The sequence below is a fragment of the Paludibacter sp. 221 genome, from assembly GCF_010501035.1.
In the GTDB taxonomy this organism is placed as follows: domain Bacteria; phylum Bacteroidota; class Bacteroidia; order Bacteroidales; family Paludibacteraceae; genus QVMH01.
In genome coordinates, this window is sequence record NZ_QVMH01000005.1 from 91462 (window position 1) to 105101 (window position 13640).

6 protein-coding genes are annotated in these 13640 nt (G+C 44.5%); 3 read left to right on the forward strand and 3 right to left on the reverse strand.

The features are described 5' to 3' along the window. Positions 1–143 precede the first annotated feature (143 nt). Together gltB and D0T49_RS02295 are read left to right on the forward strand one after the other, a co-directional pair. Positions 144–4661, forward strand: a complete 4518-nt coding sequence (gltB, locus tag D0T49_RS02290) for a glutamate synthase large subunit (protein ID WP_163628974.1) — start codon at positions 144–146, stop codon at positions 4659–4661. A 317-nt stretch (positions 4662–4978) separates the two neighbouring features. Further along, the gene (locus D0T49_RS02295) at positions 4979–6727 is read left to right on the forward strand and encodes an amidophosphoribosyltransferase (protein ID WP_163628975.1); all 1749 of its coding nucleotides are present in this window, start codon (positions 4979–4981) and stop codon (positions 6725–6727) included. A 103-nt stretch (positions 6728–6830) separates the two neighbouring features. Here the strand turns inward: D0T49_RS02295 and D0T49_RS02300 are convergent, their stop codons facing one another. From D0T49_RS02300 to D0T49_RS02310, 3 genes are all read right to left on the reverse strand, one after another. Further along, on the reverse strand, positions 6831–7892 hold the full coding sequence (locus tag D0T49_RS02300) for a ferric reductase-like transmembrane domain-containing protein (protein ID WP_163628976.1): 1062 nt from the start codon (positions 7890–7892) through the stop codon (positions 6831–6833). Positions 7893–7956: 64 nt separating this feature from the next. Then, entirely contained in the window at positions 7957–9354 is a 1398-nt protein-coding gene (locus D0T49_RS02305) for a DUF4374 domain-containing protein (RefSeq protein ID WP_163628977.1), read from the reverse strand. Positions 9355–9453: 99 nt separating this feature from the next. After that, complete coding sequence (locus D0T49_RS02310) at positions 9454–11856, reverse strand: TonB-dependent receptor (RefSeq protein WP_163628978.1); 2403 nt, start codon at positions 11854–11856, stop codon at positions 9454–9456. Between the two features lie 378 nt (positions 11857–12234). On the opposite strand from D0T49_RS02310, the gene D0T49_RS02315 reads away from it, so the two are divergent. After that, positions 12235–13503 (forward strand): hypothetical protein, encoded by a 1269-nt coding sequence (locus D0T49_RS02315; protein WP_163628979.1) that lies wholly within the window; start codon positions 12235–12237, stop codon positions 13501–13503. Positions 13504–13640: the final 137 nt, after the last annotated feature.

Here is a 13640-nt window from a genome sequence, read left to right on the forward strand (position 1 = left end):
ATTGGTTAATTCAGCTTTTGATATAGTTCTCGTAACTCTTTACTTGTAATTCATAATTTGTAATTCGTTACTCACTCGTCGCTCATTTGTTTTTAACAAAAGTAATTTAAAGCCCCTCTTTCGGAGGGGTTGGGGAGGCTGATATGAAACAAAACAACTTATACAATCCCGAATTCGAACACGATGCCTGCGGTGTCGGATTGGTGATAGACATTCACGGGAACAAATCGCACGACATTGTTGAGAAAGGTTTGCAGGTACTCGAAAACATGCTGCACCGCGGAGCCGAAAGCGCCGACAACAAAACAGGCGATGGCGCGGGCATTATGCTTCAAATTCCGCACGAGTTTATACTGTTGCAGGGCATTCCCGTTCCCGAACGTGGGAAATACGGCACCGGCTTACTCTTTTTGCCCAAAGACGAGGAGCAAGCCCGCCTCTGTATGGATACGTTCGAAAACGTGTTGGCACAAGAAAATTTGAATTTGCTCGCTGTACGCGATATGCCTGTCAATAGCGATATTCTGGGTGAAATATCCCAACAGAACGAACCGCTTATTAAACAGATTTTTGTGGTGGAACAAGATCTTTCCGCCGACCGATTGGAGCAGAAACTGTATATTGCCCGAAAAAAAATAGAGAAAAAAATACTGCAATCGTCGCTGCAAAACAAACGCGATTTTTATATCGTCAGCTTGTCCACCACCCGCATTGTATACAAAGGTATGCTCACTTCCACGCAGTTGCGCGAGTATTTTTCCGACCTATCCAGTCCCTATTTTACAAGCGCGTTGGCATTAGTACATTCGCGTTTCAGCACCAACACTTTCCCCACTTGGGATTTGGCGCAGCCCTTCCGCCTGCTTGGACACAACGGCGAAATCAACACCATTCGTGGCAACCGCTACTGGATGGAAGCCCGCGAAAACCTCTTTCAAATGAAGAATGAAGAATTAAAAAAGAAGAATGATACATCAGACACCGAATTTTTAACTCTTAATTCTTCATTCTTAACGCCTATCGTTCAGCAAGGCATGAGCGATAGCGCCTCGCTCGACAATGTGTTGGAGTTTCTCGTTATGTCCGGGAAATCGCTTCCGCATGCGTTGGCAATGCTTGTGCCCGAAAGTTGGAACGACAAAAACCCTATCCCCGACGATTTGAAAGCATTTTACGAATACCATAGCATTATTATGGAACCGTGGGACGGACCGGCAACTCTACTCTTTACCGACGGACGGTACGCGGGCGGTATGCTCGACCGAAACGGACTTCGTCCCGCGCGTTATCTCATTACCAACAACGACATTATGGTGGTGGCTTCCGAGGCGGGCGTACTACCTTTCGAAGCGAGTGAAATTCGCAAAAAAGGACGATTGAAACCCGGAAAAATGCTTATGGTCGATACGCGGGAAGGTAAAGTTTTTTACGATGCCGAACTGAAAGAAACCCTTGCCAAAGAATATCCTTATGCCGAATGGCTGTCTAAAAATCGGATTATTCTTTCCAACATTCATTCCGGGCGGACGGTAAAATACGGTATAAAAAACCACGACCGCTTGCTCAATGCTTTCGGATATTCCAAAGAAGATATTGAAAAAATAATCCTGCCGATGACCACCGAGGGCAAAGAACCGATTGGCTCGATGGGCAACGACACGCCGCCGGCTGTGCTTTCTGAAAAACCGCAACGGCTGTTCAACTATTTCCGGCAGTTGTTCGCGCAAGTAACCAACCCGCCTATTGACCCCATTCGTGAAGAATTGGTGATGTCGCTATCGCTGTATATCGGCTCGCAGGAGGGAAATTTGCTCGAACCCTTGCCCGAATTGTGCAAAATGGTGAAACTTACCTCGCCCGTTATCAACAACCGCGATTTGGATATTCTGCAACATTTGGACTACAAAGGTTTCCGCACGCTGGCCATTCCCATCTTGTTCGATGCGAATGTAGATACGCGGTGCGCCACGTCTATACTGGCGGAAGCCCTCAAATCAATTTGCAACCAAGCGGAACAGGCAGTAAACGAAGGATACAATTATGTTATTTTGAGCGACAAAGGCATAACTGAGCAGCAGGCAGCGATTCCTTCTTTACTTGCCGTTTCCGCTGTGCACCACTATTTAATCAACAAAAAGAAACGGATGCAGATTGCCATTGTGGTGGAAACGGCGGAGGTACGCGAAGTGATGCATTTCGCCCTTTTGCTCGGTTTTGGCGCTACTGCAATCAATCCCTACATGGTTTTTTCTATTTTGGAAAATGCTGTCAATTCGCACGAAATACAACTCGATTACCACACGGCGGAAAAAAATTACATGAAAGCTGTGAACAAAGGCTTGCTGAAAATCATGTCGAAAATGGGTATTTCCACGCTTCGCAGCTATCGCGGGGCGCAAATTTTCGAAGCCATCGGCGTAAGCCAACAACTGCTCGACAATTATTTCCGTGATATGACCTCGCGTATCGGCGGAATTGAGTTGGAAGACATTGCCAAAGATACCTTGCACGACCATTTTTCGGCGTTCGCCAACAACGACGACGAAGTTCGTTTGTTGCAAAACAACGGCTTTTACAACTACCGCAAAAACGGCGAATACCACGCGTGGAATCCCGAAACTGTTTCGAAACTGCAAATCGCCACACGCTTGGGCGATTACGCTAAATTCAAAGAATACACGCGGATTGTGGACGAAAAGATGCACCCCGTATTTCTGCGCGATTTCTTTACCTACCGACGCAATCCCATTGATATTTCGGAAGTCGAACCGATCGAATCCATTACCAAACGCTTTGTAACCGGCGCTATGTCGTTCGGCTCCATCAGCAAAGAGGCACATGAAGCAATAGCTGTCGCGCTCAATACGGTTCACGGACGGAGCAACACGGGCGAAGGCGGCGAAGATTCCGCACGTTTCCAAATCGGCGGCGATGGTTTGAACAAACGAAGTGCCATTAAGCAAATTGCTTCGGGGCGTTTTGGCGTTACCGCCGAATATTTGGTCAATGCCGACGAACTGCAAATTAAAGTGGCACAAGGTGCGAAACCCGGCGAGGGCGGACAGCTACCCGGCTTCAAAGTGAACGAAATTATCGCCAAAACGCGCCATTCCATTCCCGGAATTACCCTTATTTCGCCGCCGCCGCACCACGATATTTATTCCATTGAAGATTTGGCTCAGCTTATTTTCGATTTGAAAAATATCAATCCAACAGCCGAAATAAGTGTAAAATTGGTAGCCGAAAGCGGCGTTGGAACCATTGCCGCCGGTGTTGCCAAAGCCAAAGCCGACCGCATTATTATCAGCGGCGGCGAAGGTGGAACCGGTGCAAGCCCCATTAGTTCGGTAAAACATGCCGGCATTCCGGGCGAACTCGGACTTGCCGAAACGCAGCAAACGCTCGTAATGAATAACCTGCGCGGATACGTTCGCCTACAAACCGACGGACAACTCAAAACCGGCAAGGACATTATTGTGTCGGCATTGCTTGGCGCCGAAGAATTTGGTTTTGCCACCAGCGCGCTCATTGTGTTAGGTTGCGTTATGGTGCGAAAATGCCACCAAAACACCTGTCCGGTAGGCGTTGCCACGCAAGACGAAAAACTCAGGGCGCGTTTCAAAGGACGGCACGAATATGTGGTCAATTTCATGACTTTCCTTGCCGAAGAAGTACGCGAACATTTGGCTCAAATGGGTTTTCGCAGCATGGACGAAATTGTGGGACGAAGCGATTTGCTCGAAATAAAACCGATGGAGCTGAACGAAAAAGCCCGCAAGCTGGATTTGTCCAAGCTCATGTATTTCGCCGGAAACGGAAACGACATACGCCGCGCCAAAAATCAGGAACATAAAATAGACAATGTACTCGACCGCGAGCTCATTCGCAAAGCACAACCGGCTATTAAAAGCGCGTTGGCAGTAGAGATAAAACAAACGATTGCCAACACCGACCGCTCGGCAGGCGCTATGCTTTCGGGCGAAATAGCTAAATGTTATGGAAGCGCAGGGCTGCCCGAAAATACCATTACCGTGAAATTTACCGGAAGTGCGGGGCAGAGTTTCGGCGCGTTTTTGTCGCCGGGAATGACGTTCCGCCTCGAAGGCGAAGCCAACGATTACCTCGGAAAAGGCTTGTCGGGCGGAAAAATAGCGCTTGTACCGCCGGTAAATGCCGTTTTTGCACCCGAAGATAATATTATCGCCGGAAACACCTTGCTCTATGGTGCTACTTCGGGCGAGGTGTATATCAACGGTATTGTGGGCGAACGTTTCTGCGTGCGCAACAGTGGAGCAATCGCGGTTGTGGAGGGCGTGGGCGACCATTGCTGCGAATATATGACCGGTGGACGAACCGTTGTACTCGGCATGACAGGCAAAAACTTCGCTGCCGGTATGAGCGGCGGATTGGCGTATGTGCTTGATATGGACGGCACGTTCGACTCGAACTGCAACATGGAAATGGTGGAACTCTCGCTTATCGACGACCAATCGGACAACCGCGAGCTTCGCCAACTCATTTCGGCACATGCGCAACACACGCAGAGTCCGCTTGCCAAACTCATTCTTGCTGATTGGGACAACTACCTGAAACATTTTATCAAAGTAACACCCATTGAATATAAAAAAGTATTGCATGAAGAAAAAATGAATAATGAATAAAATGGCAGTAGAGACGTGGCTTGCCGCGTCTCATAAAACAATAGTGCTATTCATTATCCAGCAAAGCAGCCGATGCCGCAAGTTGGGGTTTGCGGGAACCTCGCAAGAAGGAAAACGTGTCATTTTGATAGCTTTCTTTCTCTCGTTTCTAACAAGAAGCGGCAAACACCGTACAACATGTTATGGGTTCGGAAAATTCCGAAAGTACCGCCTTGAGTTTTGTCGAGCGTAAGACATTTTCAGGCAAAATATCACATTAGTTCTTTCAATTTTCATTTTTTAATTAGCACAAGACTCACTTTCAATTTTCAAAGAAGATGGAACAACTCAAGCACGAATGCGGAATCGCGTTAGTTCGTTTACTAAAACCGATAGAATATTACGTTGAAAAATACGGCACTTGGCAACACGGGTTAAACAAGCTGTATTTGCTGATGGAAAAACAGCACAACCGCGGGCAGGAAGGCGCGGGCGCGGGTTGTGTTAGCGCGACAGCTCAGCCCGGGACCGAATACATTTTTCGCGAGCGCGCTATGGGAAGCGGCGCCATCAGCGAAGTATTTGAAAATATCCACCACGCAATTGCGCAAGTCTCGCCCGATAATGCCGCCAATCTTCCGTTTTGCGGCGAAGCTTACATGGGACACCTGCGATACAGCACTACCGGACGGTCGGGTATGGCGTATGTACACCCGTTTCTGCGCCGAAACCAAAAGCGCATGCGAAGCCTGATGCTCTGCGGCAATTTCAATATGACAAATGTGAACGAAATTTTCGATTATTTGGTAAAACGTGGTGAGCACCCGCGTTTGTATTCCGATACGTTTATGCTGCTCGAAATGCTAGGCGGGATGTTGGACGAATCGGAAAAACCTGATTTGTCGCACATACTGCGCGAAACTTCCCGCGTTTGGGACGGGGGATATGTTATTTGCGGTATCACCGGAACGACCGAAATGTTTGCCATGCGCGACCCTTGCGGCATTCGTCCCGCCTTTTATTACTACGACGACGAAATTGCGGTAGTCGCTTCCGAACGTCCCGTCATTCAGACGGTTATGAATGTCGATATTGATGAAGTGAAAGAATTGCTTCCCGGCGAGGCTTTTTTCGTAAAAGCCGATGGCGAAATTCGCACCGAACAAATCCGTGAACCCCAAAATGTGAAACCTTGCTCGTTCGAGCGCATTTATTTTTCGCGTGGAAGCGACCGCGATATTTACCAGGAACGCAAAATATTGGGCGAATTACTCATTCCCAATGTTTTGAAATCCATTGATAATGATTTGGAAAACACTGTTTTTTCCTTTATTCCGAACACCGCTGAAGTGGCCTTTTATGGCATGATGGAAGGCTTGGACAAATATTCGCACAAGCAGAAACTACCTTTCCGTATCCGGCGCGAAAAAGTAGCGATAAAAGACATAAAGCTGCGCACGTTCATTACCGAAGGCAGTACACGGGAAGATTTGGCTGCGCATGTGTACGATATTACTTACGGCTCAATCCGCCCTTACGACGACAATTTGGTTGTAATCGACGACAGCATTGTGCGCGGAACAACATTGAAACAGAGTATTATAAAAATTCTCGACCGCTTGCACCCCCGTAAAATTGTCATTGTGTCGTCCGCCCCTCAAATTCGCTATCCCGACTGCTACGGAATTGATATGAACCGCATGGACGATTTTGTGGCTTTTCGTGCTACGATTGCCCTGTTAAAAGAACGCGGAATGTCGCACATTATTGAGGACACGTACCAAAAATGCAAAGCACAGGAAAATCTTCCCAAAGAGCAGATTGTGAACCATGTGAAAGATATTTACAACCCTTTCACAGCCGACGAAATTTCCCGAAAAATAGCTCAAATTCTTACCCCCGAAGGTACGCAAGCCGAAATCGAGATCGTGTTTCAATCCATTAAAGATCTGCACCGAGCCTGTCCGAACCATACCGGCGATTGGTATTTCTCAGGTAACTATCCTACTGCGGGTGGAAATAGAGTTGTGAATGAGGCGTTTATTAAATATATTGAAAAAAATAAGGTTCATCCGACAAATGCGTAGTTGAAATTATTCTTGTATAAAAAGCAGGTTAAAAGCACCGTAGGTGCGAGGTTATTCATAATCTCGCATCTGCGGTGCTAAGAGGTTGTTGCTGAAAATAAATTCAAAAATTGTTTCTTGTTTTATTTTTTCTTACAGCTTTTCTCACTCTCAAAAAAAGATATGACCCGTAAATCAGAAGTAATGAAACGATTGATATAATTTGTCTGGTTTCCCGACTCACTTGAAAATCGGCAAACCCTTTTGTTCGTGCTTTTCCGCCTCCTGCCGGTTGTTGCCGAACGGAAGTTAACGCGCTTACTTCGTCGCTTTTATTTTGTTTTTGCTGTACTGAGTTTATGTCCGAAATTTCTTCTACACGTTTGTCTTGTTTTTTTCCCGATTTTTCATTTTGTTCGGTTCTGCCTTGTGGAATTTCGGCAACAGTAACAATTTCTGTTTTTTTATTCTCGTTGGTGGACGATGCATTCCTGCTTATCATTCCTCCGACTTGTATTCCCATGGCATGAATAAACAGCATGGCGTAAAGTCCATACGACCAGCGTTGTAATTTTTTCCATTTTATGCTTCCCATTCGTTTGTGTATGGAATCGAATGAAGTAATCCAAAGGGGAATAAATAACGCCAACAGCGCGATGCCAAGCACCAGGCTAAAACTACTGATACCGGCTCCTAATTCGCTTGTAACACGTGGATTCGCCATATATTCGGTATGGTCGGTAAAGTATTTCAGCGAATTGGGGAAATTGTTCGCAACCCGCACTAATGAGTGAGTGAAAACGGGAAATCCTGAAATAATCGACAATTCTTTCCGAATACTCATGAGCCTTTTTACATAAGGATTTTTGATATTCAAAGCTCCCATATACATAATAATAATAAGCAATGGATGTCCGAAAGCCCCCATGTGGATATAATCGCGGATAATTTCGCCAAGAATAGGAATTCTGGTAAAACTAAATTCTACTTCAATGCCACACCATCGCAGGATAGTGGGAACAGCATGCATTAAAAATGGTATTGAAAATGCAATATAATAGATTTTCGCATGCTTTTTTATTGATTTTGCCAATAAAATGAACAACAACGTAAAAATAACAAGTGATACAAGAAGTGGTGCTGTTGTTCTGAGGAAACCTAATAAATCAATTAATACTTTTATCATAAGCTTTTGAAAGTTGAAAATTGAAAGTTGAAAACGTTTCTCAACTCTCAATTTTCAATTGTTTTTATTCTTTATAACTCAATTTTCCTATCGCGGCAACGCTGGTTGCAGTATTTACGGTGATTCCTTTCATGGCTTTTGCCGTGGCGGGGTCGATAATGTAGATAGCCGGATCGGTGCCGTCGGTAGTTACAACCGGAATGTAGGCAAGTCCGTTTTCGGCATAGGCAAAAAGTCCGAAATCGCTGATAATATCTTGCGCGGGAAGTCCTTCGTTTACCCAAGTGAAATCGCCGTTCGCCGCATTGAAAATCGCCAAGCGGCGTGTGTCGTTTTTATTTGCCGTGCTTTCGCCGGGGTTGGCATACATGCGTAACAAGAAATATCCATCCGAAATGTAGTAAACACGATACAAATGGCGTCCGCCCGAAAGTTCCTCTATATTGTAATAATAATCCTTGTCGAACGTTTCGGTGCCGGCTTTTATGCGAAGCACGCCCGACGGTTTGTCCGATTTGTGAGGGTCAGCATTGTTTTTTGCGTTAGCAGCCGAAAATACATATATATTTCCATTTTCGTCGGCCTCGATAGTGGAATAAAATTGTGACTGGCGGCGCGAAGTGGCAAAGCTCAAACGGTCGTCCGAAATAATTTTCGGGTTTTCAAAATTTACATTATCGTAAATTGCCATCCATACGCGGTTAGGGTGCAGCGTGGTTGAAATAGCATTGTATTTTCCTTCGGTTTGCGTAATCAGACTCTCGGGCTCGACACCTGCTTCGGTTGCCAGTTCGCTGATTTTTTCCTGATTTTTCCATACACCATAAGGACTGTAACCTTGCGGACAAAGGGCGGTATACAGTTTTCCGCCGGCATCAGCAATGCCCGAAACGGTGTAGTATTCGCCGTTATCGTCAACCAGATTTTCGGTTACTATGGTTTTGGTGTTTAGCATTTGCGTTTCCACGTTTAGGTATGTAAACGTTATTCCGTATTTAGGATAGGCTTTTTCGGTGTCCGCCGCGTCGTAGTTGTTGGTCGTGCCCGAAGCGCCAGTGATAACATACTTATCGTAAGGTCCGTAAGTTGTAAAACGATTGGTGATTTCGAAAGCAATACTGCGTTCTTTCAAATTTCCGTTCGCGTCTAAAATATACGAAGAACCTGTTCCCGAATTTCCTTGATTGTACACCAAACGGTAGGCGTAGGTACCTGAGTGAAAAACCCATGCGGTGGCTGTTTTTGCTTCTTCACCCGCGCCTGTTATCGAAATGTCGTCCGTGTCCAGATTTTCCGCTTCGAGCAGATAAACCGCTTCGCTGCTGGAAGCGCCGACAACATATTTAGTGGTTCCGGCACTGCCGTTGTTATTGTTGTTGTTTGGTTCGTCGCCATCACAGGCAGCGAACATTCCAATACAGAAAAGAGCTGTCAAAGCCCCAAAAAAATTTACTTTTTTCATTTTTTATTTGTTAAATTATTGTTTGTGTTTTTTTTAGAGATTATGTTTAAGTTCTGCCTTTTAGGCAAAGAGAATGTGTATTCCAGTTTACTCAACTGTTTATTTACTAAGATAATATCTGAACTTTCCGTAAAACGCACGTCCGGCTTTTTGCAGGTTGAAGTTGTCGTAAAGCCTTTCGTTGGTGAAGTTGCGGCATTCGAACGAAAGATTGTAGCGTCCGTTTTTTATGCTGTATGCCAGCGAAATGTCGTGCGAAAACTGATTCGGAACGCGCATTTTTGTGGTGGAATTTCCATGATTTTCCCAATAAAGCGGAAATTCGTTCACAAAGAAATTAGCATAAGTTAGGGTAAGCGTGTTTCCTTTGCCGAAAAGGTTGTGGAAATAAACCGCGGCGTCTGTATTGAAAAAGAAATAGGGCATATTCGGTATGCGCACTTTGTAGGTCGAACTTTGTTGCAGTGAACCGCCGGTTACATATTTTTCGTAGTCGCGAATATTCTGGCTTGTCAAGTTGCCGCCGACCGAAAATAGGTTTGAATAGGTGTAACGCAGTTCAGCGTTTAGTCCAATAGTTTTCACACGACCGTGATTTTCGTGGGAAGCATAAAAAAGCCCCCCACTAAATTTGTTTGTTACACGGCGGATATAATCTTTCGTGTCGCGGTACAGGAATCCGCCTTCGACATAAATGGCATGTTTTTTTAAATCGGCATTATACGATAGGCTCGCGTTAAAATTGTCGCTCCGTTCGGGTTTCAGATTCATGCTTCCGAGTTCGAGGTCCTCGTCGCCGAAAAGTTCGTCGGTGGTCGGCAAGCGCAAGGCTTTTTCATACGATATTTTTGTTTGAAAATTTTTAAGGAAAAAATACGTTCCGGCAGCTCCATATCCCCAAGCATCCGCTGTTTCCGAAAATTGTACATAGTTATACGAGCCGCTTTCCGCCGATTCGTTTCGCGGACCTTCGCTAAATTGGTTGTAGTATTTCCCGAAAAGGGAAATGTTCCATTTTCTGTCGTAATTAAAATGATATGACAGCCCGGTAATATTTTTTTGTGAAACTTTATCCATAGCACTTGAGGCCGATTGTGTTTCCGAATTTCCAAGTGTTTTGCGGGTAAAAGCGGTCAATACATGGTTCAGCGAAAGAGTATGTTGGTCGCCAATCCGGTAGCGCACATTGAGCGTGCCATTCCAGTTATCGTTGTTGCTGCGTGCGTTCTGATAGCTTTGTTCTCCCAATTTTCCATTGTTATATTTCGATTCGCCGCGCCAGTTGTAAAGGTAAGTCGCCGTATCCAGGTTATGGGTTTGATTGCGGTTGTAATTTGCTGTTAAATTCATGTCCAAGCCTTTCACGAACAGATTCCGCTTACGGTATTCAAGTGAAGGCATAAAGGAATCGGATTTCCGCCTTTTCTGACCAAACACAATAGTTTGTTCCACGCCGTTCTGAATTTCTTTGTCGCTTTGCGAAAGATTCACACTCAAAAGCAGCCGGTCGGCATATTTTTTCCCCACAACACCCACTTTAGCAATTACCGCTTCATTGTGATAAGTGTCGTGGAAACGTTTTGCTTTTTCGATTTTGTCGGTGTCAATATAATCGCCATGCTCGGTAAATTCTTTTACGGAAGTGTAAACATAATAACTATTGTCCGAATAATTCTGGAAAGCGTTCAATTCGACCGTAAAGCCGTTTTTAGCCGTGTGTCCAACGTTTATGTGCGATTTGTGCGTGTTGAACGATCCGTAGGAATACGACACGTCCGCAAACGTTCGCCGCCTGTTTCCCTTAGCTATGGTAACGATATTGATAACGCCACCCAGTGCATCGGAACCGAATTCTACCGGTACAACGCCGCGGTAAATTTCGATTCGCTCCGCAAAATTTACCGGAATATTATTAATTCCGAACGAAGCTCCGGCTCCTTCCTGCGGCACCCCGTCGATAAAAATCTTCACATGCCGTCCGCTGAATCCGTCGAGCGAGAGCTTCATGTCCGAACCCACGCCGCCCGACTCACGAAGCTTTATTCCCGGCGCTTTCGCCAACGCGTCCGAAAGCCCTCCGGTGGTGTTGTGCAATGCTTTCACGTCGATTGCCACTGCGTTGAATGCCGATTCGTTTACTTTTCGCACTGCCGATTTTCCGCGTACTTCCACTTCTGAAAGCTCTTGAGACGACTCTTCCAGCACTACGTTTACTGTTTGCGATTCGCCCTTTTTGGCAACATTGATTTCAACCGATTTATTCCGGAATCCGAGCAATGAAAATACCAGTTCTTGTTTTCCTCGCGGAACATCGAGCGTAAAACGCCCTTTCTCATCCGAAAAACAGGCGTAATGCGTACCTTTTATATAAACGGAAACATAATCGAGCGGTTCGCCCGAAGAGGATTTTACTGTGCCTGTGATAGAATTTAACATTCCATTTTCAGCAAAAGAAAAATTTGTAATAAATGTGGAAAGAAAGAATAATATATATTTGTTCATCGAAATTATCTAATTGAAAAATACAATCTTGAAAGTCGATTGCAAAATTACTCTTGAGAACAAAGTACTACAATCACTTGTTTTGGGTATTTTAGCACGCGGGAAAATACCTATAAATGGTTAACTGTTGTTGAGCTTTTATAAGCTGGATATATTACTTAATCATAATTTTATGTCTGAAGAATAATAGGCGTTTACCCTCAATTCATGCTTGTTAATTGTTGAATAATTTTAAAATAAAGCCGAAAATAATCCCATTAATAAAAAATGAATGAACACAGTATTACTGCATCAAATCTTATTTTTTTCGTAACAAAAAAGTTTGGTCTTTGTAATGTTTTGGAAATATGTTTGCACCGGAATAACTGAAACATGATTATGTATATAAGAAAAAGCGCTTTTACACTATTGACTTGCTTGTGTTTATTAAGCAATGCGTTTGCTCAAGAGCAATCTTCGACAGAACGGATTGAAAAATTGGAACAGGAAAACAAACTCCAATCCGAAGCGATCAAAAAACTTCAAAAACTAAAAATTTCCGGTTACGTTCAAGGGCAAATTCAGTGGGGCGAAGAGAATGCATCGCTCAAAGTTGGCTCGGCAAACGAAAATCCCGAAGAATCGTTCAACCGCGTAGGTATTCGCCGGGGACGCATTAAATTTACCTACGAAGAAGGCATTGCCTCCGGTGTTTTTCAGTTAGATATTACAGAAAAAGGCGTCGGCATAAAAGATGCTTATCTAAGCATAAAAGCTCCGTGGTTGAAATCAATTTCTCTAAAAGCCGGTGTTTTCGACCGTCCTTTCGGGAACGAAATCAGTTATTCTTCTTCGCGCCGCGAATCGCCCGAACGTTCTGCTGTATTTCAAACGCTTTTCCCCGACGAACGCGATTTAGGTGCTATGCTTACTCTACAAGCTCCAAAAACATCGGCTCTTAACTTTCTAAAATTGGAAGCCGGGCTTTTTGCCGGAAACGGAATAAAGCAGGATGCCGACAATCGCAAGGATTTTATCGGACATTTATCAGCCAATAAAGCGTGGAAAAATATCCAACTCAGCGGTGGTGTGTCTTATTACAATGGCGGCGTGTATCAAGGTTCTGAAAATATTTATACAATGAACGGAACTTCTTTTGTACTTGATAATAACGCGGATAATATCGGAAAATTTGCCAAACGCGAATATATCGGTCTTGATGCGCAATTCGGTGTTAAAAGCATATTGGGGGCCACCTGTCTGCGGGCGGAATACTTATTCGGCACACAACCCGGAAAAGATTCGGGTAGCAAAAGTCCGAATGCTACTTCGCTGCCGGCAAACGATACATATATTCGTAATTTCGGTGGTGGATATGTGATACTTGTACAGGATTTGGGAAAACTTCCGCTTGCCGCTGTATTGAAATACGACTGGTACGATCCGAACACAAAAATTTTCGGTAACGAAATAGGACAAAGCAATACGGCAAAAGGCGATATTGCGCAAAACACATTCGGTTTCGGCATGCTTTGGAATGCAAATGCCAACATACGGTTGACCGCTTATTATGAGATAAATAAAAATGAAAAAACGGAAGTTTTATCCGGTTATGAAAAAGATAGAAAAGATGATGTGTTTACATTAAGGATGCAATATAAATTCTGATACAGAAAACAGTTTCTTAGAATATCCGAACAAATAAAAACACATGACTAGTCCTAAAAAACCGTTACAGGTTTGATTAGACAAAAGTATTAATAATTTATGAGATAGTTGTCGGGCTAGCCCGACAACTATCTTTG